The following is a 26658-nucleotide window of genomic DNA, read 5'->3' as shown; positions in this document are numbered from 1 at the left end:
TCCTATAAGGTTATTGTTCTTGTGTTGCCATCAAAGAGGCATTTCCGCCGGCTGCGGTGGTGTTTTCACTGCGCGAAAATTCATCGTAAAGCGGCATAATGTCCTGTGTTTGCCGCCAATCGTAACATTTAAAAATAACGTCACGGCTTTGCTGCAAAGCCAAGCGTTGCGCTGCGCTCAACGGCGCTAAAAACACGCCTTTTTGACAATCTTTCCACTGCGCGGCAATCCGTACGCCGCTTTCTTGCGACTGCGCCAACGGATGCGACGGTTCGACCACAATCGAGAACCCGTGCGCCCGTAGCTTCGCCGCCGCCTGTTGCGCCGCTTGAAGATCGCCGTTTAAAATCGCCACCTCGCCGCTAAAATAAGCCAGCGTATTTTCTTCGCCGGTAATACTGTCGAGTTGCGGTGTAGCATGACGCAAGTTTTTTTCATCCCCGAAACGGCTGTAGTAATCGGTTGTGCGGGTCAGGCGCTGCAAATAAAATTCGCCGCCGGCTTTCGGACCGGTGCCGGACAAGCCGTGTCCGCCGAACGGCTGCACGCCGACCACCGCACCGACAATGTTACGGTTTACATAAAAATTCCCGCACTCGAGATGACTTTCGACAAAATCAATCTGCTTGCGGATTCGGCTATGGCAACCGCCGGTCAACGCATATCCTTTTGCATTTACCGCCTGCAACTGCTGCGCCAACTGCGCTTTACGGTAAGGCACGATATGCAAAATCGGGCCGAACACTTCCCGTTGCAGCTGTTGCAAATCATCCAGCAGGTAGATCGCCGGTGCGACATAGTGGGCTTGTGTTTGCTCTTCGGTTTTATCCGCACTTTCCAATTCGGTATAACGGCGCGCAAGCCCGCGCATTTTGGCTTTGTGCGCCAACAGATTCCGCTTGGCCTCCTCATCAATCACCGGTCCGATATCGGTAGCCAACAAGGCGGGATTGCCCAGTGTCAGTTCTTGCAATGCCTGTGCCAACATCGTGTAGAGTTTATCCGCCACTTCTTGCTGTAACAACAACACGCGCAATGCGGAACAACGCTGTCCGGCGGAATCGAAAGCCGAACTCAATACGTCCGCCACCACTTGCTCGGACAACGCCGACGAGTCCGCCACCAAAACATTTTGTCCGCCTGTTTCGGCGATTAACACCGGTTCGTTTTCGGCTTGGGCGCACTGTTCGGCAATCAGTTTGGCGACTTCGCTCGAGCCGGTGAAGACGATCGAATCAAACGGCAGCTTGACCAACGCCGCACCGACATCGCCTGCGCCCAAGATCAGCTGTAAGGCGCTGCGTGGTAAACCGGCTTGATAAAACAAGTTGACCGCGGCATAGGCAATTAAAGACGTTTGCTCCGCCGGTTTGGCGATCACCGCATTACCGGCAGCGAGGGCGGCGGCAATTTGCCCGGTAAAAATAGCCAACGGAAAATTCCACGGCGAAATGCAAAGTGCGGTTCCCCTTGGCGGCGCCAGCCTGCCGCGTTGCTGCAAATCGTCTAACTGAGCGGCGTAATAACGCAGGAAATCAATCGCTTCACGTAATTCGGCAATGGCATTCGGCAAGGTTTTGCCAGCCTCCAAAACCGCCAGTTTCATCAATAAGCCGTGATGTTGCTGATACAAATCCGCCGTTTTACGCAAAATCTCTGCACGCCGTACCGCACTTTGCGTTTGCCATTCGCTCTGTCGGGCGGCGTTGAAAACCGGTTCGAGATAATCGGGGGCGAAAAACGCCACCTCGGCAACCACTTGGTTCAGATCCGCCGGATTGCGCACCGGGTGCGGCGTTAAATGGCAGGCTTCGCTGTCCACCGCCGATAGCGATCTTGCGTTGGCAATCTGCGCTTGATTAAGCGCCTGCTCCAACTTATCCAATTCCAATTCATTGGTGAGATCAAAACCCGACGAGTTGAGCCGATCGGCAAACAGCGCCGACGGCGCACGCACCGCCCTGTTTTCCTCTCCTTGCGAAACGGCGTAATGTTGCCAAGGCGGTGTCATCAATTGTGCCGCCGGTATGCTTTCGTCGACCAATTGGTGCACAAACGAGGAGTTCGCCCCGTTTTCCAGCAAACGGCGCACCAAATACGCCAGCAAGGTTTCGTGCGTGCCGACCGGCGCATAAATCCGAACCAGCCGGTTGAAATCCTGTCGGTTGATCAGTTGGTCGTATAACGTTTCGCCCATGCCGTGCAGACATTGAAATTCATACCGCTTGTCGCGCCCCAATTCGTAAACCGTACACAGCGTTTGCACATTGTGGGTCGCAAACTGCGGATAAACCACATCTTGCGCCGCCAGCAATTTCTGCGCGCAAGCCAAATAGGCAATATCGGTGTGGTTTTTCCGGGTATAAAGCGGAAAGCCGTCCAAGCCGTCGGCTTGCGCCCATTTAATTTCACTGTCCCAATACGCCCCTTTTACCAAACGGATCATTAAATAAGCCGATTTTTCCCTCGCCAGCGCAATCAGATAATCGATCACATAAGGGCAGCGTTTAGAATACGCCTGCACCACAAAACCAATGCCGCGATAACCTTTCAGCTCCGGTTCGTCGAGCAGTTTTTCGACCAGATCCAGTGACAACTCCAGCCGGCTTGCCTCTTCGGCATCGATATTCACGCTGATGTTGTACTGCTTTGCCAACAAGTATAGCCGTTTCAGTTTGGGATAAAGCTCCGCCATCACCCGATCATATTGCGCGCGGCTGTAGCGCGGATGAATCGCCGATAACTTAACCGAAACGCTGTTCGCCCGGTAGATATCGCTATGCGCCTCTTTGCCGACGGTTTCAATCGCGGCTAAGTAGTCTTGGAAATAGCGCTCGGCATCCGCTTGGGTCAGCGCCGCTTCGCCCAACATATCGAAAGAGAAGCCGTATCCTTTCTCCGTACGCTTTTTCGTACGGTTTAACGCCTCTTGGATATTAATGCCGGTGACAAACTGCTCCCCCAGCACTTTCATCGCCTGCACCATCGCCAACCTCATCATCGGCGCAGAAAAACGGGCGAAGCTGCGGGTCAAGGCGCCGGACAACGTTTCCGGATCAAAAGAGCGGCTTAAATTTTTACCGAGCAGCAGCCCGTAACTGGCGGCATTGATGAAAAAAGAGGAGGATTTGCCGATATGCGCGCGCCAATCGCCTTCTTTTAACTTATCGTGAATCAATTCGTCACGGGTTTGATTGTCGGGAATCCGCAGCAAGGCTTCCGCCAGACACATCAACGCTATTCCCTCTTCGTCACCCAACGAAAACTCTTTCATCAGCGCATCTACGCCGTACTCTTTTTTCTTGATATTTCGCACACGGTTGATCAGATCAATGCCGTTTTGCCTGATCCGCTCTTGCTGTTCGGCGCTGAAAACCAAGGTTTTTTGTAACGCAGCGACGGCATCTTTTTCATTAATCCGATAGTGTTTGCTGATATTTTGACGTGACGGGGGGTAATGTTTGGCGAGATGAAATTGCATGGCACAGCCTCTTTGTTAAATAATTATTAAAAATTAGCAAAAAAAACGTTGCTCGCAAATCCCATTATCATCGTTTTGTGAAACCAATCACTGTTTTCTTGATTATTCTATCCTCTGCTGAGATCTAAACTCAAAAGTCTACCTCGGCAGCCACCGCTGAAAAGCCGTGAGCTGTTGCAACGCGTGCCGCCGAGTCGGTTGAAAGCTAACCAATTAACTCTTACACGACAACCCTGTGCGCGGTGTCACCCCGAAGAAATTTTTCGCATTCGGTTTAGTGGCTAACGGGCTGTTTGCTTTGGTCGGGAGTTTGGCGTCCATTTGCCACGCATTCCAACCGCCGTCATACACCATGGTATTCTCCCAACCCGCCATTTGGGTCATAAACCACGGAATGCCTGCCCGCCAGCCGGTGCCGCAATAAAATGCCAAGCTGTCGCCTTTATTGATACCTTGCGTTTCCCATAATGCAAAAATCTCTTTCGGGTTGCGCAATGAGCCGTCGGGATCATAATAATCCGCCACATTGGAGGAATCGGTGCCGGCAAAGCCCCAAACCGCCCCTTCCAGTTCGCCTTTGCCGTCAATGTAATCATAGCCGCTGATCTTGCCTTGATGTTCGTCCCAAGCACGGATACTGACCAATTTCAAACCTTCTTGTTGTTGCTTATCACGGGCTTGTCGGGCGGTATTAATCGTCAGTTGCGGCTTTGCCGGAATGGTTGTGCCGAACTGACTGATCGGCGTCGGGATATTCACGGCGGTATCAATCGGGAACTCATTGTTGATCCACGCATTCACGCCGCCGTTGAGAATTCGCACATCTTCCACCCCCGCCCATTTTAACGCCCACAGCACACGAAACGCGGCAAGTTGGTTTTCCGAATACAGCACCACGGTTTTATCTTTATGAATGCCGTTTTTTAATAAATTGGCTTCAATCACTTGCGGATCGGATAAATTCCACACCGGTCCGTTTTCAATCCAGTCGGTATCAAAATGATACGCTCCGGACACGTGCTGTTTGTAGCCTTGCGCTTGCTCCACCGGGCCCCAAGAAACGTGGAACACCATAATCTCTTTGCCGGAATCGGTTTCCGGTTTTTTGCCGTCTAATGCGTCTTTCAGCCAACCGGCGGAAACGAGCAATTGATAGTTCGGGAAGGATTCGAGCGGCGTTTGCGGATCGTTGGCGTAATTGATGAAATCTTTAAACAACCGCACTTGATAGCCTTTGGCGATAAATTCGGCACTGACGCGCTCCAAATTATCCAAGTTGTCATCATATAAAATAATGGTTTTCTCTTTAGTGATACCTTTGCCGGCGGCGAAACTTTCAAAATAGTCCGGTTGAATTGCGTCCAGCCAATCCACCGTGAATTGCACCGCATTCGGAATATGCCCGCCGCGTACCGCATTCGGGCTTTTGAAACCGTTGTAAAAACTGTCGCCGCGGGTATCCACAATCACAAATTCAGGATTATTTTGCGCTTTTAATACATCGGCTTGTGAAATATCGCTGGCTTTTTGTTCTTTACAGCCCATTAATAACGTTGAAATGATTAAGGTTAACCCGCTGATCTTAAATAAGTGCATAAACGCTCCTAATTTGTTGAATGAATAATGTTTTGTTTGACCGTGTGATAACAATATACTCCCAACATCATCATCAACGCGGCGATCCAAGCCTGCCACGAGAAATACGCCGTTCCCACCACGGCATTTGCCATGGTGCAGCCGCCGGTTAATGCCGCGCCAATCCCCATTAAGATACCGCCCGCCGTGCTTTTGCCAAATTCCGCGGCAGAAAGGGATTTCCACAGTAATTTTTTGCCCTGCCAAGCGGAAAGAAACGCCCCGATCACAATGCCGAAAATCAAATAAGTGCCCCAATTGAGATAGCGTTGCTGCCCCAGCACCACATATTGCACGCTGTTGCCTAACGGAATGCTGAAGCTCAAACCGAATTCACGCCCGGTTTGCGCACTCGACCACCAAGCCGCAATACTGATCAGACCGATTAACAGCGCGGTAAAGTGCGGTGACCAAGGGGCAGAAAACCCGCTAGGGAAAAATGAGGCGGTACGTTTGCTTTTTATCACGGCAATGATCGCCAACGCACTCAACGGCAGAATAAAATACAACGGTGAAATTGCCAGACTTTGCGGCACGGTGACTAATTGGCTTTGCGATTGCAGCATATTTGCCACCCAAAATTTCAACATTCCGGTTTGGGTGGCGGTGGTGGTGAGGGCAAAAATCAGCAACGTGATCCAACCCAGAATACTGCCTTCGCCGCTGCGGTATAAATGCCCTGTCACGCAGCGATTCGCCACGCTCATGCCGACCCCGAACAGAAACGCGCCAAACAAGGTTGCCGTGATCGGCATTGGCGAGCTCGGCAGACGAATCAGCCCTTGTTGTTCCAGTAGAAAAAAACCGATTGCTTGAATGGCGATTAGCAGCAATAACGGTGAAAGTGCGGTAAGATTGCGTTGAAAAACAATATTATGCAGTTGGCGCGACAGGCAAAACTGCCCGCGCTGCAATACGACACCGAGCAACAGCCCGATAAAGAGACCTGATAGCGGCATAGATTAAACCTTAATACTATGACAAAAAAAGAGGTTGTTATTACAACACAAAGTGGCAAACAAGGCTAGATTTTTGTTAGGAGGTTATATGCAAATTCCTGAACTGAATCGGATTAACGAGTTGGCGCGCAAAGCCAAGCAAACCGCACTTTCAAGCGTGGAATTAGCGGAACGTCACGCGTTAAGAAAACGCTATTTACTGGCGATTCGCGGGCAGCTCAATCATGCCCTTGCCACCGTGACGGTGGTTGATCCGCTCGGCAATGACGTAACCCCGCTGAAACTGCGCCAAGCACAACGCAGCGGCATGATGACAAATTAGATAAGGAAGGACAATATGCGTACCATTAACCAAATTTATTCCGCGCCGCGCAAACATTGGGTCGGCGACGGATTTTATGTTTCGCCGCTGTTTTCCCATATGGCGAACGACAAATTCACCAGCCCGTTTTTGATGTTGGATTATGCCATGCCGCAAAGATTCGCACCAAATGAAGCTGATCCGCGCGGCGTGGGCGCACACCCGCACGCCGGTTTTGAAACGGTGACGATTGCATTACAAGGCGAAGTGGAACACCGCGACAGCGCAGGCAACGGCGGCGTGATCGGCACCGGCGATGTGCAATGGATGACTGCCGGACGCGGCATTGTACACCAAGAATTTCACAGCGCACGCTTCAGCCGCGAAGGCGGTATGTTTGAAATGCTGCAATTTTGGGTCAATTTGCCGGCGAAAGACAAAAACGCGCCAGCGGCGTATCAAGCCCTTGCCTCCGCCGATATTCCGGTGGCGGACTTGGCGGACAACGCGGGCAAAGTGCGTGTAATTGCAGGAGATTTCAACAGTAATAAGGGCGCAGCACGCACCTTCACTGAGTTAAATATGTGGGAAATCGATCTTAATACCAACGGCAAAGCCGAGTTCAATCTACCGGCAAGCCATAATCTGATGTTAGTGGCATTGCGCGGCAACCTGTTGATTAATGGTGAAAAAATCGCACGCCCGACGGAGTTGGTCACATTTAACATGGAAGGCGGCGCGATTGAACTGCAAGCGGGCGATGAAGCGGTAAAACTGGTGCTGTTAAGCGGCGTGCCGATTGACGAACCGATCGCCGCCCACGGTCCGTTTGTGATGAACAGCCGTGAAGAGTTAATCGAAAAATTCAATGCGTTTAATCGCGGCGAGTTTGGCGGTTTATAAGATACGCAACGGCAAGTGCGGTCAGGGGGTGTGATCTGACCGCACTTTTACCTGATTTTTTCTCCCAACAATCACAACCCCGACAGTTGTTGATCTTGCGGATACTGTACCGTAAAGATTTTTTTCAGCGTTTGTTTGCTGTTCGGCGCTAAAGTGATTTTTTGTTGATAGCGTCCGTTTTCATCTAAGGTAATACTTTTCGCTGTCGGCTCAAGCAAATTCACCACGATCTCTTTCTCCACCGCTTGCGGAATACGATCGTACACGGTCAGCTCCACTGCTTCGGTGCGGTTATTGTGCAAGGTGTAGGCGGTTTCGATCCGTATCACTTTCGATTTATTGATTAAGCCGCTGTTTTCTTCGGTGCGTTTCACCGGTTCGGCTTTAACGCCGACGGTTTGGTCTTCGCCAATCAATTGCTTGAATTCCTGCCCCGGCAGCAAGGTCGGCAGAGAGCCGAAGCCGATCACATCGCCGTTATAGGCGGTGCGTAAACTGCCCCCTAGCAACGGATAGTCTCGGGTATTTTTACCGCTGACGGTCAACAGAATACTGTCTTGATAATTGGGATAAAACGCATATTCGGCACTGGCGGTTTGTTCCAATTGCGCAATCACCACATTTTGGCTGGCGAGACTGCTGGCGAGCGTAACCGCGCCCGGAATTTCAAAATGGGAAGCCACTACACCGCTTTCCACGGTTGCCTGTTGCGGCGCAGCTGCTACTAATGCCATATCGGCATTTTCCAACATCATACCGCTCCGACTTTCCGCCATTGGCACTGCCGTATTTGCCCGTGGGCGCAACTGCGGTGGTTGGTAAAAATCGATCACCCACGGCTGCAATTCCGGCACTTCGCCGACCTGAATCGGGTTGGCACTGGATAAAATCAGCTTGATATTATGCCAATCCTCATTGCTGCTTTGCTGAATTTTCGCACCGTATTGCAAGTTCAAGCGGTTATCGGCGCTGTGATAATCCAGTTGATATTGCGGGCGCCATGAGGCATTGAAAGTCGTATAGCTCAAGGTCAGCGCTTGTTTACCCGCCGCCGGGACCTGCACTTGCACCCGCACCACGCGCTGCCTCAAACTATTGTCGCCGCCCAAACGCTGATATTCCTGTTGCAGCTGCTCCAGGTTGTGTTGTTGCTGTTGCCGCTTTTCTGTCAGCACGCGCCGTTCCGCGGTTAACTCGCTATACGTGCTGCGGGAAAATTGTTGCAGGCGGTTAAATTCCTCAAATGAAATCGTCGGACTGGTCTTTTCGCCGTTCAAGCGTCCGTGTTGCAGCCATTGCAACATGGTAAATTGATTGTCGATCGCCTCCAATTCATCCTGTATCTGTTTGATTTGGTCGGTTTGGTGACGGATTTGTTGTTGCAGATCGCGTAATTGCCCTGCCGCCTGCTGTTCGCTCCAACGCACTTCATTATCCAATGACAACACGGTCAAGCCCGAACCGCCCGCTGCACTGAACTGTAACGAGCTTTCTTCCAGATTGAACGGCAAATTCTCAAAAACCAATTCATGATTGCCTGCCGCCAATTGCACCTCGCCGCGGCGTTCCACTTTTGCCTGATTTTGATACAAGGTAACTTGCCGAATCTGCGAAGCAATATTTTCCACCGCCGCTGTGGCGGGCGTGGTCCAAAGTGCGGTCGCGGCTGCAATTGCGCCGATTGTGGTTTTATTCATACAAGCCTCTTACTTTAACGACGGTTTAAATTGTTGGTTAAGAAAATCAATCACCCGTTGCATTACCTGCGGTTGCGCCCAATATACGCCGGCATGATCGGCATTTTTCACCACATAACGCTCGGCGGAAACCCCTTTTTCCGCTAACGCTTCAAACAGGATCTGAGTCTGGCTTGGCGAAACCAACACATCCGCATCGCCATGCAGTAATAAAAACGGCGGCGTATTATTGGAAATATGCGTAATCGGATTGGCTTGCGCCGCCAGTTCCGGATTGGCTTTCACCGCCCCGCCCGCCGCAAACGGCGGAATGCCGTTTAACATCAAGGCTTCGGACACGTTATCGCCGTCGTGCAGCGCTTGCACTTCCGCGCTGTAATCGGCGCCGATTTGGGTTAAATCGGACAAGCCGTAAAGATCAATCGCCGCCTGTACCACGCTGCTTTGATCGAGATTCTCGCCGACATCAAACTCACGCTCACCGTTGGTGGTTGCCGCCAACGCAGCGAAATAGCCGCCTGCCGATTCGCCCATAATCGCAATTTTGTCTTTATCAATCCCGAACTCTTCGGCATGGGCGCGCAAATAGCGCACCGCACTTTTCACGTCCAACAGCGGATCGGGAAACTTGCCTTGCGGAATATGGCGGTATTCGATACTCGCCACCACATAACCGGCTTCGGCGATCGCCAAGCGTTGTTGGATATAGTTGGCTTTCGGCGACATCAAAAATCCGCCGCCGGTGACAAACAGCACTGCCGGCAGCGGCTCTTCACTTTGCGGTTTTAGCAGATCCATTTTCAAATTGAGCGGTCGCCCCATGACCAAGGGTTGGGCATAAGTGATATCCTGCCACTCATTCACCAACGGCTTTTCAATCGCCACTTCAATCAGGGTGCTTTGCGGCGGAGCGGGGTTTAGATTCGCCACGCTTCCCAGCGGCAATGCCAGCAACAACGAACCGGTCAATTTCAACAACGCTTTCTTCATTTTTTTCTCCGAAGGATAAACATATCAATAAAACGGCAACTTACTTTACTTTGACCGCACTTTATGCCAAAAGTGCGGTATTTGCCGAGGAAATCACTTACTGCATTATAGTGACCCGTTTGTCTTTCATGCTAGAATTGAGTCACTCTTATTATTTGCACAGCCCGAAAAATCTACACGACACGAGAGCCTATGTTGAAAATTAAAAAATTTTTAATAATGCCGTTTTAGTGGAAAACGAAGACAAGGGCGAAAACGAAGCCGGTTTTATTGCGCTGCACATTTTTAATGCGCACACCGATAACGATAATATGATGGACACCATGCGCAGCACCCAAATTGTGAAAGATATTCTCGCTTTGGTCGGCTACCATTACTGGACGAAAACAGTGTGGACCATGCGCGTTTTGTGACCCATTTGCACTATTTCGCCCAACGCCTGTTCTAGCTGCAAAGTGCGGTCGGCGGCGATGATTTTCTGTATCAACAAACCCGCCAAGCCTATCCGCGCGCCTATCACTGCGTTGAAAAAATCGATCACTATCTGCAGCACCATTTTCAAAAGCGGCATATTGCTCTACCCGGTGATTATCGCCAATACTGAAGATTATCTTGATGTGATTCCCATGCAGGAAACGCACATCGCACAAGGCGAGCCGTTAATCTCGATTGTTTTGAATAAAGCATAAATTGCAACAAAAACCGCACTTGAGGCAAGTGCGGTATAACATAACCTGATACATTTCAACCAAAAGAGGAAAACAAAATGAGTAATTTAAAACCCTTTCCACACGACTTTTTATGGGGCGGTGCGACTGCCGCCAATCAAATTGAAGGCGGTTTCGATGCCGACGGCAAAGGGCTGTCCGGTGCCGATGTGGTGGCGTATGTGCCGAAAGCCGAACGCGGTGCGCACAGCGCCTCAATCGAGATCAGCTCGCAAGCGCTGGCGGATATTTTAAGCGGCAAAAAACAAGCCCGCTTTCCGAAACGCGAGGGAATCGATTTTTATCACCGCTATAAAGAAGACATTGCGCTGTTTGCCGAAATGGGCTTCAAAATGTTGCGGGTTTCGATTCACTGGGCGCGAATTTTCCCCAACGGCTATGACGAACAGCCGAACGAAGCCGGATTACAGTTTTATGACAATCTGTTCGACGAAATGCTCAAACACGGCATTCAACCGATGGTGACGCTTTGCCACTACGAAACGCCGCTGGGTCTGACTGAAAAATACAATGGCTGGGCCGGGCGCGAAGTGATCGGTCACTTCCTGCGTTATACCGAAACCGTGTTTAAACGTTATCAACACAAAGTCAAATATTGGCTGAGCTTCAATGAAATCAATATGATCACCATGCACAGCCCGTTTACCGGCGGCGGGGTGGTGATTGACCGCGTGCCGCAAGCCGAACAGGAAAATGTGAAATATCAGGCGCTGCACCACCAATTTATCGCCAGCAGCCTTGCCACCAAAGCGCTGCACGAGATTATTCCCGACGGCAAAATGGGCTGTATGCTGGCGCGCCTACCGCACTACGCCTACACCGCCGACCCGCAAGACCAACGCTTGGCGCAATGGCTAAACCAACAAAACCTGTATTTCACCGACGTACACGCGCGCGGCGAATACCCGAAATATATGCTGCGCCACTGGGCGGAAAACAATGTGCGTATTCACAAAGAACCGGGCGATGACGCGATTTTAAAACAGTATCCGGTGGATTTTATCTCGTTCAGCTACTACATGTCGCTCACCGCCACCACCCACGACCATGCGGAACGTACCGCCGGCAATCTATTGGGCGGGGTGAAAAACCCGTACCTGCAAGCCTCCGACTGGGGCTGGCAGATCGATCCGGTCGGTTTGCGCATAACCTTAAACGACATGTATGACCGCTATCAAAAACCGCTGTTTATCGTGGAAAACGGCTTGGGCGCATATGATCAGGCGGAAGCCGACGGCAGCATTCACGACGATTACCGTATCGCCTACCACCGCGCCCACATTCAGCAAATGCAGGAAGCGATCAACGACGGCGTCGATCTGCGCGGTTACCTAAGCTGGAGCGCGATTGATTTGGTCAGCATGTCCACCTCGGAAATGTCGAAACGCTACGGTTTTATCTACGTTGACCTCGACGATGACGGCAACGGCAGCAAAGCCCGTTCGCGCAAAGATTCGTTCTTTTGGTATAAAAACGTGATCGCCAGCAACGGCGGGGAACTGTAACTGCAGATAGGAGAAACCGCACTTTGAAGCTGTGATCATCAGATCAAAGTGCGGTTGCGGCTGTCAGGTAGGAATAAAATTATTCTTTATTCTCAATCGGCTTCTTCGCCAGATAGTTATACGCTACCAGCAGTACGAAAATACCGGTAATGGTGGCGGTGATCATGTTCAACGACAAATATTGCGCCATGTAGCCCAACGCAATACCGACAACGCCGAAATCGGTATCGGAGAAGGTGGTGTTGGCAAAGCCGAGTGATCCCAACACCGGCAACAAAAACACCGGCAGGAAGGTGATCAACACCCCGTGGCAAAATGCCCCCAGCATTGCGCCGCGCCGACCACCGGTCGCATTACCGAACACACCCGCCGTTGCGCCGCAGAAGAAGTGCGGTACTACGCCCGGCAGAATCAACACCCAGCTTAATTGCCCCAAAATAAACAGACCGACGATACCGCCCAAGAAACTGAACAAGAAGCCGATTAACACCGCATTCGGCGCATACGGAAAGACAATCGGACAGTCCAGTGCCGGACGGGCATTCGGAACTAATTTTTCCGAAATTCCGGTAAACGCCGGCACGATCTCCGCCAGAATCAAGCGCACGCCTGCCAAGATAATATATACGCCGGCGGCAAAGGTAATGCCTTGAATAATCGCATAAACCAGATAATTTTGTCCGCCGCTCAGGTTTTGTTCGATATACTCGCTACCGGAAGAGAGCGCTAAAATCAGATAGATCACCATCATGGTCAGGGAAATCGAAATCGAGCTGTCGCGCAAGAAGCTGAGGTTTTTCGGTAAATTGATCTCTTCGGTTGACTTCGAGCCTTTCCCCGTGGCTTCGCCGATCGCACCGGACAGCACATAACCGACAGTGCCGAAATGACCGAAACCGACTTCATTGCTGCCGGTAATGCGTTTCATATAACGGTGGGCAATCGCCGGGAAAAATGCCATGATCAAGCCCAAGGTCAATGAGCCGACAAACACCAATTGTACCCCTTCAAAGCCCGCTACGGTTAAAATCACGCCGATCATACACGCCATGTAAAAGGTGTGGTGTCCGGTCAGAAAGATAAATTTCAAGCGGGTGAAACGTGCCACGATAATATTCGCCAACATACCGAACGCCATGATCAACGCGGTTGCCGTGCCATATTTCTCTAGCGCCATCGACACAATCGCTTCATTATTCGGGATGATACCCTGCACATTAAAAGCAAATTCAAACATATTGCCGAGCGGATTCAGCGAGCCAACTAAGACGCCGGCACCGCCGCCCAACACGATAAAGCCCAAAATGGTTTTAATCGTGCCTTTAATCACATCCGGGAAGGCTTTTTTCTGTAACAATAATCCGACCAGTGCAATCACCCCGACCAGAATCGACGGGACTTTCAAAATATCAAGAATGAAAAACAGGATAGCTTCCATCATCAAACTCCTTATCGGTTAAAACTCAGCGATTAAAATACTCGCCTAATTTTTGTTCAAATTCCGCAGCGCTGACGATGTTGGTCACCACCACAATTTTATCCGGCGAAACACTGCTGCTTTCGGCGATATCGCGCGCCATCACAAACACATCCGCTTCATTCGGCGTTACCGACGCCAAATCGGTATGCCCGACTTCAGCCTCAATCCCTAACTTCACCAAGGCTTTCTTGATGTTCATTTCCATCATAAAGCTGCTGCCCAAACCATGTCCGCAGACTGCCATAATTTTCATACTGTTGCTCCTTTCGTTTTAATACCGGTTGTTAAATAAAGTTAATAACGATGTGCTACTGCGGCGATATGTTCGATATCCGCCGCTCCGATTATTTCCTCGACCGCACTTTCATCAGCCAACAATTCGGCGACCGCCGCCAGCATATCCAAATGGGAGGAATTGTCCTTCGCCGCCAATAAAATCACCAGCTTGACCGGATCATTTTCTGATCCGAAATCAATTCCCTGCTTGATCACCAATAGCGAGAGCGCTTGAGCCAACGCCCCGTCTTCCGGCCGGGCGTGCGGCATGGCAATTTGCGGCGCAATCACAAAATAAGGTCCGATTTCCTCATACAGCTGAAAAATACGATCCAGATAACGCGGCTCGATCAGCTGCCCGTCCAACAACGGTTGTGCGCATTGTTTAACCGCCTGTTGCCAGTCGGAAACCGACTCGACCAATTGGATATGCGCAAGGGGAAGATAAGATTTCAGCATAGTTCGTTCTCCAGATGATGACGATATCCAAAGTGTAAACAGCAATGTTAGCGCTATCAATCAAATAAGTCTGATTTTGTGATAGCACTAACGTTTTTAATACAATAAGCTGTTTTCACTGATTTGTTTGTTATACTTTGAATAAAAATCCATAAGGGCAACACATGTCTTCCAGCACACCTCCAACACGAACCCGACGCACCACCGGCAGGGTAACCCTGGCAGATGTTGCCAAACGGGTCGGCGTAGGGCAGATGACGGTATCGCGCGCCTTACGCACACCGGAATTGGTGTCGGACAACTTACGCAATAAAATCGAAAGTGCGGTCAAACAATTGGGTTATATCCCCAATTCCGCCGCCAGAGAGTTGGCATCGGTTTCGTCACGTAACGTGGTTGTGGTCACCTCTTCACTCACCTCAAGCGAAAATTGTCTGATTTTATCCGCTTTGCAACAAAGCCTAAAAATGCAGAATCTTCAATTGGTTATCTTAATCGCCAACGGCACGAGCTGGTTCAAGGAGTTGATCAATAATGCGCCGGCGGCGATTATCTTATTGAACCTTGCTTGTCCGCCAAAAGAGGCGCAATGGATAAAAAACAGTACGATTCCGGTGATTGAAATTGGCGCGATCAAGCCTGCCCCTTTGGGGATTAATATTGGCGTGGACAGCAAAGCGGCAATACAAACTTTAATTACATTTTTAGTGAAAAAAGGTTACCGCAATCTGGGTTTACTTTCCGCCATGCAAGATAGCGCAACCTTTCAGCACTATTTGGAAAGCTGGCAGAGCGCATTATTAAGTCAGCACATCAGCCCGCACTTGGTGCTACATCGTCCGGCTGAGACTACGTTTTCAACAGGTGCCGAATTATTCAATGAAGCCCTATTAGAGTGGGGGCAAATCGACGCCTATGTTTTTCTCTCCGATGAATTGGCATGCGGTGCGCTATGCGAACTTGCCCGCAAGCACATCGCCGTACCATACGATATCGCCATTGTCGGCATGGGCGGTTTGGACATCGGCAACGTGATTCATCCGCGTTTAACCACCATCCAAATTCCTTATGAAAAAATGGGCGAACTCGCCGGCAAAAAACTGCAAACCCTGCTACAACAAGAAAATACCTCACTTTTGCCTGAAATCATCAGTGTACCGATTAAGTTATTAGAGAGGGGGAGTGCTTGATGATTTTTTAGTGTTAGCGCAACTTCTCTTTCACCATCAAAAATATTGATCCATATCACAAATTTCTCACTAAAGTGCCACCCAGATCACAAATCTGTCTATTTTTTAATAAATGGAACCAGTTCCATGATAGTTTTTTACTAGCTAAAATTCTTTTTAGCAAACGCTAAGATGGGCAGAAATCATAATTTAACGGAGTTATTTATGAAAAAAGTATTAATGTTGTTAATGTCAATCGCAATTATCGGGTGTGGAGAAGCAGAGAACACAAACAATAATGGTGATAAACCGATAAAATTGGTTGCCGCACACAACCAAACCAATATAACCAGTCCATACCAAACCGGCATGCTAAAACTGAAAGAGTCCGCCGAACAATCCGGAAAATTTGATATCGAAGTTCATGCCGGAACTATCGGTACGAACGAAAACGAGTTAGTTGAAAAACTCGTCTTGGGCGGTGCAGATATCGTGTTGGTTTCACCGGGATTTATGACTTCTGCCGGTATCGATGAAGTGGATCTGTTTTCTTTACTCTACCTATTCAATAACTATAGTCACTGGGAGAAAGTGGTTGACAGTGATATCGGCAAGAAAATTGCCGATATCATTTATCAAAAATCGGGGAATAAATACTATGTCATCGCCTACTGGACTGCCGGTGTGCGCCATTGGTACGGTAAAAAACCGATTAATACACCTGATGATGCCAAAGGATTAAAAATCAGAACGCAAACCGCTGGTGTAGTGTCCGATTTTTGGACCTCAATCGGGGCGATTCCTACTTCCGTAGCCTGGGCGGAGCTATATCAAGCCTTAGCCAGTAATGTAGTGGACGGTTCTGAAAATGCTTATCCGTATCTTGTACCGATGGAACATCACAAAACCGCTAACGGAAAATATATTTCCGAAACCGCCCATGATTACACAACGCGCCTTTTATTAATGAAGGCAAATGTTTGGGACAGTATGAGTGAAGAGCAAAAAACAATATTAGAAACCGCAATCAAAGAAGCGACACAGGCTGAACGCAATGCTATTTATAGTGAAGAAAATCAGTATAAAGACAAAGCGATTGCAGACGGCGCCGTGATTAACAGCGTGGATACGCAACCGTTCAGTGCCACCGCCCAAACCATTCAAGATCAATGGGCGAAAAAACACGGTATGACAGATACATTACAACAAATCAGAAATACAAAATAAATTCAATTGGTTAAATTGTTAGAATTTATTTTGTTATAACCTTGGATCAGGGGGATATATGCAAAAATTGACTGATTATTTGGAAAAAATACAACTGTGGCTCGGTACACTGCTTTTGGTGATTTTTGTCATCACCACCCTGCTCCAAGTCGGCACTCGCTATTTAGGCATTAGCGCCACATGGACCGAAGAAATCTCGGTTAACGCATTTATCTGGTCTATGTTGCTGGGTGCCGCGGTGATGGCCAAACACAAACAACATTTCAGCTTCACGCTGCTGAACGGCCAGTTTTCACCGCAGAAAAAACCGCTTCTGCTTATTGTACAAGATGTCATTATCATCGTTTTCTGTGCTTTTTGCTTTGTCTACAGTGCAGAAATCACCAGTACTTTCTGGAACTCGCGTTGGATTAGTATTCCAAGTTTAAAACAAGGTTATGTCTGGCTGATCCTGCCGATTACCTTTATCAGTATCGTGATCTATTTAGTTGAAGATATGATTAAACAGATCACCGCACTTAAAAACGGCACGCCGCTATCTGATGATACCGATGACACATTAGGAGAAAAATCATGACGCTATTATTGGTAACAATCCTATTTATCGTGCTGATTCTTATCGGTATTCCAATTGCATTTTCCATTGCAATCGCCGCATTAATCGGTATCGCGACAATCAGCGGCGTGCCGAATACCATGATTCCGATGAAGATGTTTTACGGTTTGAACTCTTATGTGTTGTTGGCCGTACCGCTCTTTGTATTAACCGCCACTATTATGAACCAAGGCAATATTTCAAGAAAACTGATTGATTTTTCCTTAGGGATCGTCGGGCGTTGTCCCGGTGGTTTAGGCCATGCCAATGTGATGGTATCCATGTTGTTTGCCGGTGTAAGCGGTTCTTCACAAGCCGATACCGCCGGTGTAGGAAAAATTTTAATTCCGAATATGCTTGAAAAAGGCTACAGCCGTGAAATGGCGGTGGGGGTGACCGCTGCCTCTTCCACCATCGGCAGCATTATTCCGCCTAGCATCACGATGGTAATCTACGGCGGATTAACCAATACCTCCGTCGGTAAACTGTTTATCGGCGGCATTTTACCCGGTATTGCCATCGGTCTCGGCATGATGTTCTTTATCTATTATGTTGCGGTTCGTAGTGCACTGCCGCGCGAAGCAAAAATGCCGTGGAACGTTTTTCTGCAACTCTTTAAAAACTCGATTCCGGCATTGATCACGCCTCTGATTATTATCGGTGGAATTGTTTTCGGCGTGTTTACACCGACCGAAGCCGCCGCTTTTGCTGCCTTATATGCTTACTTCGTCAGTGCTTATTTCTATAAAACGATTACCTTTCGAGATTTACCGAAAATTTTAATCGAAACCTTAAAATTAAGCTGCTTGTCTTTATTCGCCTTGGCCGCAGCTTCCGCTTTAGGTGAGTTTTTAGGCTATTTCAGAATCAATACCTTAGTTGCCGGTTTCTTCAATGATATCGGCGGCAGCCAATATGTATTTCTATTGCTGATTATTTTATTCTTCCTGTTTATCGGTACTTTTATGGATGCTATCCCTGCGATGGTCTTATTCGTACCAGTAATTTATCCGGTGGCGCAAACAATAGGCGTTGATCCGATACAACTAGGTATTGTCATCATTATTACCCTGTCAGTAGGATTGGTCACACCGCCTTACGGATTGTGTTTATTAATTGCCAGTGTGATTGGTAATCTGCCCATTGACAGATCCTTTAAAGCAGTGATGCCGTATATTACAATTATTTTAATTGTATTGGCTATTGTTATTTTCATGCCGGCCATTTTATTGAATAATGTCTTTTTATAATCATTAGGCATGTATAATATGAAAACAACTTCGAGAAATAAAAAAGCCACGATTAGCGATGTGGCAACCTTGGCAAAAGTAGGAAAAACCAGTGTATCGCGCTATCTGAACGGCGAATTTCATGTGCTGTCGGATAATATGCAAAAGAAGATTGCACAAGCCATCGAAACGCTGAATTACCAACCTAGCCAAATCGCTCGAAGTATGAAACGCGGGCGCACCCGACTGATTGCGCTGATCTTTGCCGACATCAATAATCCCTATTCCATTGATGTCATGCAAGGGATCGAGGCCGCCAGCCGTGAATATGGTTATACCTTGCTTGTTTTTAATACCAATAATCAGTTTGAGCAAGAAAAACAGATTTTACAATTGATGTTCAGCTATCAAGTTGAAGGTGTCATTATCCATGCACTACGCACTCATGACGATAACTTTAAACAATTTTCTCTCCCTATTGTCTCTATCGATCGGCAAATCCATGAGCTGAATTGCGATGTCGTAGGTCTGGATAACGAACAAGCCTCTACGTTAGTGACGGAACATCTCATTCGTAGCGGTTTTGAAGCAATTTTATTTATCACGGAAACGATTAACGATATACAACCGCGCCAAAAACACACTGACACGTTCAAACAAATAATTACGGCAAATCAACACTGTAGTGGCACAGTCGCTGAATTAGTCAGCAGCAAGGATCAACAAAAAATGGATAGCGTCATTACTGAATTTTGTGCCAAAAATCGCGGTATGCGCAAAGCGATTATCTCGGTTAACGGTGCCGTTACACTAAATATCTCGCTTTCTCTAAAACGCTTGAAATTAGAATGGGGCAAAGATATCGGCTTAATCGGTTTTGACGATCCAATTTGGGCCGCGCTGGTCGGCGGCGGAATCACGACGCTGAAGCAACCGACGTTCCAAATAGGTTTTAACGCTTTCGAATTACTCTATCAACGCATGAATGGCGACACTTCGGATTTTCAAAATGTATTCTATCCGGGGGAATTAATCATCAGAGAATCGGCTTAAGCCAAAAGGGAGTTACCGTCTCTTTTTTAACAAGAAATGGTATCGGTTCCAACCAATTAACTGATAGAAAATAAAATTAGAGAAAAATAAAAATCAAGGAATACACATTATGCGCAGAAAAATAATTATAACCACTTCCGCTTATGGAGCCGATTACATCAAAAGCATCGGCGGACAGGGAGAAATTCTCACCGTCATCAAAGCCTCAGGCGCAGATGGGGTTGAAATCCGTCGGGAATTATTTTCAGACGAAGTATTGTCAGAACTCCCCCGACTGGCGAATAAGATCAAACAAGCTCAATTAGCCTGCTTCTATTCGGTTCCTTTTCCATTGTGGATATCACCGGAAAAAATCCATCCGCAGCTGCGGCAATATTTTGCTGAAGCACGGCAACTTAATGCCGACCTTCTCAAATTCTCACTTGGTGATTTTAAGCCTGATACGCCAGCGGTATTAGCCGATACTTTAAAGCAAATTATGGATATGTACCCTGAAATTCAATGTGTCATCGAAAATGATCAAGCCAAAAAGAGCGGTAACTTGAATAGCATGGTCGCGTTTACCCAATGGCTGACAAGACACCATGTGCCGTTGCGACTGGCTTTTGACAGCGGTAATTGGGCATGGGCGGAACAAGATCCGCAACTTGCCGCCCAACAGTTGGCGGCTTATGTCGGCTATATCCATATTAAATCAACCGCACTTGATACCACTGGAAAACGAATAACTGTTCCGCCCAAAAATCAAGAGGATCGCTATTTGCAAATCGTGCAACGATATTTACCGCAAAATGTCGCACGCGGGATTGAGTTTCCGTTAATCGGCGGCGATTTAGTCGCTATATCGCGACACTTTGTCGAACTATTGAGAGGATAACCCTATGTCAAAACAGCCTATTCTAGATGTGATTACCTATGGTGAAGCCATGGCAATGTTTGTCGCGGCTGAAACTGGAAACTTATCTGAAATTACGCATTTCACCAAACGTGTTGCCGGTGCGGAACTCAATGTCGCCACCGGCTTGGCTCGTCTCGGGTTTAAAGTGGCGTGGTTAAGTCGGGTTGGTAATGACTCTTTCGGACAATTTATTTTGCAACAACTGGCTAAAGAAAATATTCACCATGATTGTGTCAGCATTGATCCGCACTATCCGACCGGCTTTCAACTGAAAGCCAAAGCGGAGCAAGGAACTGATCCTGCGGTAGAATATTTTCGCAAAGGCTCGGCAGCCAGCTATCTATCGCTTGCCGATTTCACACCTGCGCCGTTCCTGAATGCCCGTCACCTGCATTTAAGCGGAGTTGCCGCCGCTTTATCCGACAGCAGCTACCGCTTATCATTACATTTGATCGATTTTATGCGAACGGCAGGCAAAACTATCTCTTTTGATCCCAATTTGCGTCCGACACTTTGGAAAAGCGAACAAGAGATGGTAAGAAGTTTAAACCAACTCGCCAGCAAAGCCGACTGGGTACTGCCAGGCATTAAAGAAGGACGTATTTTAACCGGTTTAAGAGCTGCCGAAGCGATTGCCGATTTTTATCTGGAAAAAGGGGTGAAAGCCGTCATTATTAAACTGGGCGAACAAGGGGCTTACTTCAAAGATCATCAGGGAAATCAAGATACGATTCCACCTTGTCCTGTGGAAAAAATTGTTGACACGGTAGGTGCCGGTGACGGTTTTGCAGTAGGAGTAATCAGTGCCTTACTGGAAGGAAAAACATTGATACAGGCCGCTAAACGCGGGAATCGTATCGGCTCTCTTGCCATACAAGTGATTGGCGACAGTGAAGGCTTGCCGACTCGAGAACAGTTGGGCGCTTTTTAATAAATCGAACCGCACTTTAAGGATAAAGCAATGAAAAAAACCGTTATTCTCTATAAAAAAATCCCGAATGAGCAAAAAGCCCGTTTAGCTTCTCACTTTAATCTCATCACTTTTGACGGCATCACAACGGATAACCGCAATAAAGTGATCGCCGCCTTAGCCCAGGCTGACGGTTTAATCGGTGCCAGCGTGCCAATCAAACAAGAACTGCTACAATTTGCACCGAAATTAAAAGCCATTTCAACCATCTCCGTCGGTTATGATCAATTTAATGTCGATGATTTAACCCAGAGAGGTATCCGTTTAATGCACACTCCCAATGTCTTGACTGATACAACCGCCGATACGATTTTCACCTTAATTTTGGCTACCGCGCGCCGCGCAGTAGAGCTGTCAATGCTAGTCCGTACCGGTCAATGGCAACACAGTATCGGTTCCGAGTATTACGGAACGGACGTACATCATAAAACCATCGGTATTCTGGGAATGGGACGGATTGGAAGTGCGGTCGCCAAAAGAGCGTATTGCGGTTTTGACATGAAAGTGTTGTACACTGGCAAGCAAGTAAACGAGCAGGTTGAACGGCAATACCAAGCCGAACGCTGCCCGTTAGATGATTTGTTACGGCGCGCTGATTTTGTCTGTATCACACTGCCACTAGTCCCGACTACGGAAAAATTGATTTCGAAAGAAAAGCTGGCTTTAATGAAGCCGTCTGCCATTTTGATTAACGCTGCACGCGGCAAAATTGTCGATCAACAAGCGCTGATAGTAGCTCTGCAAAGCGGTAGTATTAAAGCTGCTGGACTGGATGTATTTGAGGTTGAGCCGCTGCCGCCCGACTCTCCGTTAATAGCGCTGCAAAATGTCGTTCTCCTGCCACACATCGGTTCAGCTACCAGTGAAACCCGCGATAATATGGCTCGCTGTGCCGTAGATAATTTAATTGCAGCACTCAAATCTGAAAAACCAACCCAAAATTGGGTAAATCCAGCTGTAGGATAATCGGCTAACCGCACTTTAACGATGTATCCAACCTCTTAAATCCGATCCGACGAATGTTAGGCGTACCGCACTTGGCGGTTCGCTAAAAGTATAGTTAATCGGTTCCGGGAGCGCTTTGGCTATCGAATAAGGAAAAATACCGCGCACCTCCGTCTTCACGTCAGAAGAACCGTATTTGACCGTTTCATAGATCAGCGGAATGTTGCCGTTATTGATTACACTGGCATTACGCCAACCGAATTGGTATGGCACGTCAAGTTGCTGTTGATTATCTAATTGATATTGCTGTGGTATAAATAAGGCGTATTCCGTAACTTGGTTATCATCGGTCACCACCAGCAACTGATTTGCCATGCCCCATAACACCGCTGCCAATACCGCCAATCCTAATGCTAAAGTGCGGTTGATTTTGAGTGAATTTTTATAACGACTGAAGCGGAAAACCAATAATGGCAATAAAACCAGTAGAATCAATAGCGCATAAAACAGTTTAATCGGCAGCATTACAAATCCTTTATTTATCTATAATCCGGATAGCAAAAAGGGTGAACATGATGTTCACCCTCTTAGATTATTGCTTAAAAATCAATTATTTGATGATTTTCGCCACAACGCCCGCACCAACGGTACGACCACCTTCGCGAATCGCAAAGCGTAAGCCTTGGTCCATCGCAATCGGGTGAATCAGGCTGACAACCATTTTGATGTTGTCGCCAGGCATTACCATTTCCACGCCTTCCGGTAACTCGATTGTACCGGTTACGTCTGTGGTACGGAAATAGAATTGCGGACGGTAGCCTTTGAAGAACGGAGTATGACGACCGCCTTCATCTTTAGACAATACGTACACTTCTGATTCGAAGTCAGTGTGCGGAGTGATTGAACCCGGTTTCGCCAAGACTTGGCCACGTTCGATTTCTTCACGTTTGGTACCACGCAACAACGCACCGATGTTCTCACCCGCACGACCTTCGTCTAACAGTTTACGGAACATTTCGACACCGGTAACGGTGGTTTTGGTGGTGTCTTTGATACCGACGATTTCAACTTCGTCACCGGTACGTACGATACCGCGCTCAACACGACCGGTAACTACCGTACCACGGCCGGAAATGGAGAACACGTCTTCGATTGGTAACAAGAACGGTTGGTCGATCGCACGCTCCGGCTCAGGGATGTAAGTATCCAAGTGCTCTGCCAATTCGATGATTTTCGCTTCCCACTCAGCGTCGCCTTCCAACGCTTTCAGCGCAGAACCGCGTACGATTGGAGTATCGTCGCCCGGGAAATCGTATTGAGACAGAAGCTCACGCACTTCCATTTCAACCAGTTCCAACAACTCTTCGTCATCAACCATGTCGCATTTGTTTAAGAATACGATGATGTAAGGCACGCCTACTTGGCGACCCAACAGGATGTGTTCACGAGTTTGTGGCATTGGACCGTCAGTTGCCGCAACAACCAAGATCGCGCCGTCCATTTGCGCCGCACCGGTGATCATGTTTTTCACATAGTCGGCGTGTCCCGGGCAGTCAACGTGCGCATAGTGGCGGGTAGGGGTGTCGTATTCAACGTGTGAGGTGTTGATGGTGATACCGCGTGCTTTTTCTTCCGGCGCGTTATCGATTTGATCGAAGGCACGCGCAGCACCGCCGTAGGTTTTCGCCAATACGGTTGTGATTGCAGCGGTTAAGGTTGTTTTACCATGGTCAACGTGGCCGATTGTTCCCACGTTAACGTGCGGTTTTGTACGTTCAAATTTTTCTTTAGACATTTTAGTCCCTCTAAACAAACACGGTTATCGATGGTTCAGTTACCACATTAACCTAATGTAGAAATTGATTTCAACTAAAATGATGGAAGTAATAAGAAAAGAGTGGTGCTGATAGGCAGATTCGAACTGCCGACCTCACCCTTACCAAGGGTGTGCTCTACCAACTGAGCTATATCAGCGCTTGGAGCGGGCAGCGGGAATCGAACCCGCGTCATCAGCTTGGAAGGCTGAGGTAATAGCCATTATACGATGCCCGCGTTCTTATTCATCTACCCCAATCATTTGGTTTTAGAATTTGAAAATGGTGGAGGGAGAAGGATTCGAACCTTCGAAGGCTGAGCCGGCAGATTTACAGTCTGCTCCCTTTGGCCGCTCGGGAATCCCTCCACACGATACTTGTCTAATGGTGCCGACTACCGGAATCGAACTGGTGACCTACTGATTACAAGTCAGTTGCTCTACCTACTGAGCTAAGTCGGCGACGCAAACAAGTGAGGCGTATTATAGGGATATAAATTTCCCTGACAAGTATTTTTTGCAAAAAAATCACAATTTTTCATTGTTCGATTGCTTTTTAAACAAGATGAATAGGATTTAAACCGTTTTCCGCGCCAAAGTGCGGTTTTCCTCATCAATCGCGATATTATCCGGCGGAATTTTCTTTGCCTAAACGTGCCAGTAAACGATCCATTGCGCGGTAACCTAAGGCTTCGCTGATATGCTGCCGTTGAATATTTTCGCAGCTATCGAGATCGGCGATGGTGCGCGATACTTTTAAAATCCGATGATAGGCGCGCACCGATAAGCCCAAACGCAACAACGCATTCTCTAAAAAAGCGGCATCATCACTGCTTAAACGGCAATGTTGATCTAACAGTTTACCGCTGAGGTGCGCATTAATCACGCCGCTGCGTGCCAGCTGTTTTTGCCGTACCGCCACCACCTTAGACCGCACTTGTTCACTGGTTTCACCGCGATCACCTTGTTGTTGCAGGCTGCCGGCGGGCAGCAATGGCACTTCAATTGATAAATCAAAACGATCGAGAAACGGACCGGATAAGCGATTCAGATAACGCATGACTTGCTGCAGCGAAGTGCGGTTATGTACCCCCTGATAATGCCCGGTCGGGCTGGGATTCATCGCCGCAATCAGTTGAAATTTTGCCGGAAACCAAACTTTGGCATTGGCGCGTGAAATAATAATCTCGCCCGATTCCAACGGTTCGCGCAAGGCGTCCAATACTTTGCGCTCAAATTCCGGCAGTTCGTCTAAAAACAGCACACCGTTATGCGCCAATGAAATTTCTCCCGGGCGTGGATTCGAACCACCGCCGACCAGCGCCGCTAACGACGCGCTATGGTGCGGCGTGCGAAACGGACGCTGTCGCCAGGCATAACTGTTCAGACGGGTTTGCACCAAACTGGCAACGGCGGCGGTTTCAATCGCTTCTTGATCGTTCATTTCCGGCAAAAGTGCGGTCAAACGGCTGGCAAGCATGGTTTTGCCTGTGCCCGGCGGCCCTAAAAACAGTAGGTTATGTTGTCCGGCGGCGGCAATGGTTAGGGCTCGTTTGGCGTGTTGCTGCCCGATAATATCGGTTAAGCAACGGTTGGGCGCAGAAAAATCCGGTTTGGGAAAGTCCGTCATCTGCGCCAGCGGTAATTCGTCTTGTCCTTGCAAAAACGCCGCCACCTGCAACAACGATTCGGCAAAATAGGTTTCGTGTTCGCTCAATAAACCCGCTTGCTCGGCGTTTTCATTGGCAATAATCAGCTTGCGCTTCTGTTTTTTGGCTTCAATCACCGCCGGAATCACGCCCTGCGTGCCGCGCAATTCGCCGGTTAATGCCAGTTCGCCCAAAAATTCATATTGTGCCAATTTTTCCGCTGAAATCTGCCCCGACGCCGCCAGCATTCCCAAGGCAATCGCCAGATCGTAGCGTCCGCCCTCTTTCGGCAAATCGGCGGGCGCAAGGTTAATCGTAACCCGTGCCATCGGATACTCAAAGCGCGCATTAATCAGTGCGCTGCGCACCCGATCGCGCGCCTCTTTCACCGCGGTTTCCGGCAAGCCAACCAGCGTTAAACCGGGCTTGCCGCGGCTCATATGCACTTCAATCGTAACCAACGGTGCTTGCACCCCGATACAGGCGCGGCTGTAAACTATCGCTAATGACATTTTTTCTTCCACAGTAAACATAAAAGTGCCGTGAAAATATAAAAAGTGCGGTGGGAAAGGAAGTGGCGGGCAAAATGTTTGCGATCCGGATCGCAAAAATCAAAAATAGCGAATATGCTTTTATTTGTATAATAAAAAACGGTAGCTTAACTGATTAAACTACCGTTTTCATATACTGTTAAGA

24 protein-coding genes and 4 tRNA genes are annotated in these 26658 nt (G+C 48.4%); 13 read left to right on the top strand and 15 right to left on the bottom strand.

Features of this window, described 5'->3' with window-relative positions; genetic code table 11:
- Positions 1 to 10: 10 nt before the first annotated feature.
- The 3 genes from putA to ACWA50_RS05920 all read right to left on the bottom strand — a co-directional run bounded on the left by putA (position 11) and on the right by ACWA50_RS05920 (position 6075).
- Complete coding sequence (gene putA, locus ACWA50_RS05930) at positions 11 to 3481, bottom strand: bifunctional proline dehydrogenase/L-glutamate gamma-semialdehyde dehydrogenase PutA (RefSeq protein WP_431050694.1); 3471 nt, start codon at positions 3479 to 3481, stop codon at positions 11 to 13.
- A gap of 213 nt (positions 3482 to 3694) precedes the next feature.
- Complete coding sequence (locus ACWA50_RS05925; protein ID WP_431050692.1) at positions 3695 to 5077, bottom strand: sulfurtransferase; 1383 nt, start codon at positions 5075 to 5077, stop codon at positions 3695 to 3697.
- An 8-nt stretch (positions 5078 to 5085) separates the two neighbouring features.
- Positions 5086 to 6075 carry a YeeE/YedE family protein gene (locus ACWA50_RS05920; RefSeq protein ID WP_431050690.1) on the bottom strand — a complete coding sequence of 330 codons (990 nt, stop codon included), beginning with the start codon at positions 6073 to 6075 and terminating at the stop codon, positions 5086 to 5088.
- Positions 6076 to 6163: 88 nt separating this feature from the next.
- Between ACWA50_RS05920 and ACWA50_RS05915 the strand changes: the two genes are divergently transcribed.
- Complete coding sequence (locus ACWA50_RS05915) at positions 6164 to 6397, top strand: DUF896 domain-containing protein (RefSeq protein ID WP_431050689.1); 234 nt, start codon at positions 6164 to 6166, stop codon at positions 6395 to 6397.
- Positions 6398 to 6412: 15 nt separating this feature from the next.
- Entirely contained in the window at positions 6413 to 7279 is an 867-nt protein-coding gene (locus ACWA50_RS05910; RefSeq protein WP_431050687.1) for a pirin family protein, read from the top strand.
- A gap of 71 nt (positions 7280 to 7350) precedes the next feature.
- On the opposite strand, the gene ACWA50_RS05905 is transcribed toward ACWA50_RS05910, so the two are convergent.
- A complete protein-coding gene (locus tag ACWA50_RS05905; protein WP_431050685.1) occupies positions 7351 to 8976 on the bottom strand; it encodes a mucoidy inhibitor MuiA family protein in 1626 nt (541 codons plus the stop codon).
- Between the two features lie 9 nt (positions 8977 to 8985).
- Positions 8986 to 9966 carry an alpha/beta hydrolase fold domain-containing protein gene (locus ACWA50_RS05900; protein WP_431050683.1) on the bottom strand — a complete coding sequence of 327 codons (981 nt, stop codon included), beginning with the start codon at positions 9964 to 9966 and terminating at the stop codon, positions 8986 to 8988.
- A 230-nt stretch (positions 9967 to 10196) separates the two neighbouring features.
- Here ACWA50_RS05900 and ACWA50_RS05895 point away from each other — a divergent pair, with 230 nt between their 5' ends.
- From ACWA50_RS05895 to ACWA50_RS05885, 3 genes are all read left to right on the top strand, one after another.
- Entirely contained in the window at positions 10197 to 10379 is a 183-nt protein-coding gene (locus ACWA50_RS05895; RefSeq protein ID WP_431050681.1) for a hypothetical protein, read from the top strand.
- 57 nt (positions 10380 to 10436) lie between these two features.
- The gene (locus ACWA50_RS05890; RefSeq protein ID WP_431050679.1) at positions 10437 to 10655 is read left to right on the top strand and encodes a hypothetical protein; all 219 of its coding nucleotides are present in this window, start codon (positions 10437 to 10439) and stop codon (positions 10653 to 10655) included.
- Positions 10656 to 10732: 77 nt separating this feature from the next.
- On the top strand, positions 10733 to 12199 hold the full coding sequence (locus ACWA50_RS05885; protein WP_431050677.1) for a glycoside hydrolase family 1 protein: 1467 nt from the start codon (positions 10733 to 10735) through the stop codon (positions 12197 to 12199).
- A gap of 79 nt (positions 12200 to 12278) precedes the next feature.
- Here ACWA50_RS05885 and ACWA50_RS05880 read toward each other — a convergent pair whose 3' ends face one another.
- Genes ACWA50_RS05880 through ACWA50_RS05870 form a run of 3 tightly spaced genes read right to left on the bottom strand, consistent with a single transcriptional unit; the run spans position 12279 to position 14414 of the window.
- Positions 12279 to 13637, bottom strand: coding sequence for a PTS ascorbate transporter subunit IIC (locus ACWA50_RS05880; RefSeq protein ID WP_431054302.1), 1359 nt, complete (start codon positions 13635 to 13637; stop codon positions 12279 to 12281).
- 25 nt (positions 13638 to 13662) lie between these two features.
- Complete coding sequence (locus ACWA50_RS05875; RefSeq protein ID WP_431050675.1) at positions 13663 to 13932, bottom strand: PTS sugar transporter subunit IIB; 270 nt, start codon at positions 13930 to 13932, stop codon at positions 13663 to 13665.
- 41 nt (positions 13933 to 13973) lie between these two features.
- Complete coding sequence (locus ACWA50_RS05870) at positions 13974 to 14414, bottom strand: PTS sugar transporter subunit IIA (RefSeq protein ID WP_431050673.1); 441 nt, start codon at positions 14412 to 14414, stop codon at positions 13974 to 13976.
- Positions 14415 to 14578: 164 nt separating this feature from the next.
- On the opposite strand from ACWA50_RS05870, the gene ACWA50_RS05865 reads away from it, so the two are divergent.
- The 8 genes from ACWA50_RS05865 to ACWA50_RS05830 all read left to right on the top strand — a co-directional run bounded on the left by ACWA50_RS05865 (position 14579) and on the right by ACWA50_RS05830 (position 22521).
- The gene (locus ACWA50_RS05865) at positions 14579 to 15604 is read left to right on the top strand and encodes a LacI family DNA-binding transcriptional regulator (protein ID WP_431050671.1); all 1026 of its coding nucleotides are present in this window, start codon (positions 14579 to 14581) and stop codon (positions 15602 to 15604) included.
- Between the two features lie 204 nt (positions 15605 to 15808).
- Entirely contained in the window at positions 15809 to 16810 is a 1002-nt protein-coding gene (locus ACWA50_RS05860; protein WP_431050669.1) for a TRAP transporter substrate-binding protein, read from the top strand.
- 58 nt (positions 16811 to 16868) lie between these two features.
- The gene (locus ACWA50_RS05855; RefSeq protein WP_431050667.1) at positions 16869 to 17387 is read left to right on the top strand and encodes a TRAP transporter small permease; all 519 of its coding nucleotides are present in this window, start codon (positions 16869 to 16871) and stop codon (positions 17385 to 17387) included.
- Positions 17384 to 18655: a TRAP transporter large permease gene (locus ACWA50_RS05850; RefSeq protein WP_431050665.1), complete on the top strand. Its 1272-nt coding sequence runs from the start codon at positions 17384 to 17386 to the stop codon at positions 18653 to 18655. The genes ACWA50_RS05855 and ACWA50_RS05850 overlap by 4 nt, the downstream gene beginning before the upstream one ends.
- 18 nt (positions 18656 to 18673) lie before the next feature.
- Complete coding sequence (locus tag ACWA50_RS05845) at positions 18674 to 19687, top strand: LacI family DNA-binding transcriptional regulator (RefSeq protein ID WP_431050663.1); 1014 nt, start codon at positions 18674 to 18676, stop codon at positions 19685 to 19687.
- Positions 19688 to 19796: 109 nt separating this feature from the next.
- Positions 19797 to 20564: a sugar phosphate isomerase/epimerase family protein gene (locus ACWA50_RS05840; protein ID WP_431050661.1), complete on the top strand. Its 768-nt coding sequence runs from the start codon at positions 19797 to 19799 to the stop codon at positions 20562 to 20564.
- A 4-nt stretch (positions 20565 to 20568) separates the two neighbouring features.
- Positions 20569 to 21516: a sugar kinase gene (locus tag ACWA50_RS05835; RefSeq protein WP_431050659.1), complete on the top strand. Its 948-nt coding sequence runs from the start codon at positions 20569 to 20571 to the stop codon at positions 21514 to 21516.
- Positions 21517 to 21546: 30 nt separating this feature from the next.
- Entirely contained in the window at positions 21547 to 22521 is a 975-nt protein-coding gene (locus tag ACWA50_RS05830) for an NAD(P)-dependent oxidoreductase (RefSeq protein ID WP_431050657.1), read from the top strand.
- A 15-nt stretch (positions 22522 to 22536) separates the two neighbouring features.
- Here the strand turns inward: ACWA50_RS05830 and ACWA50_RS05825 are convergent, their stop codons facing one another.
- From ACWA50_RS05825 to ACWA50_RS05795, 7 genes are all read right to left on the bottom strand, one after another.
- Complete coding sequence (locus ACWA50_RS05825) at positions 22537 to 23025, bottom strand: hypothetical protein (protein ID WP_431050655.1); 489 nt, start codon at positions 23023 to 23025, stop codon at positions 22537 to 22539.
- 85 nt (positions 23026 to 23110) lie between these two features.
- Positions 23111 to 24295 (bottom strand): elongation factor Tu, encoded by a 1185-nt coding sequence (gene tuf, locus ACWA50_RS05820; protein ID WP_431050653.1) that lies wholly within the window; start codon positions 24293 to 24295, stop codon positions 23111 to 23113.
- Positions 24296 to 24398: 103 nt separating this feature from the next.
- Positions 24399 to 24474 (bottom strand) — tRNA-Thr (locus ACWA50_RS05815).
- Between the two features lie 3 nt (positions 24475 to 24477).
- Positions 24478 to 24552, bottom strand: a tRNA-Gly gene (locus tag ACWA50_RS05810).
- A 45-nt stretch (positions 24553 to 24597) separates the two neighbouring features.
- Positions 24598 to 24682: transfer RNA gene (locus ACWA50_RS05805), tRNA-Tyr, on the bottom strand.
- Positions 24683 to 24699: 17 nt separating this feature from the next.
- A tRNA-Thr gene (locus ACWA50_RS05800) sits at positions 24700 to 24775 on the bottom strand.
- A gap of 163 nt (positions 24776 to 24938) precedes the next feature.
- Positions 24939 to 26474: a YifB family Mg chelatase-like AAA ATPase gene (locus tag ACWA50_RS05795; RefSeq protein ID WP_431050651.1), complete on the bottom strand. Its 1536-nt coding sequence runs from the start codon at positions 26472 to 26474 to the stop codon at positions 24939 to 24941.
- Between the last annotated feature and the right edge of the window lie 184 nt (positions 26475 to 26658).

The organism is Testudinibacter sp. P17/SS/0325 (assembly GCF_053570765.1).
Note: the sequence above shows the minus strand (reverse complement) of the source record. Positions and strands in the feature narration are given on the sequence as shown.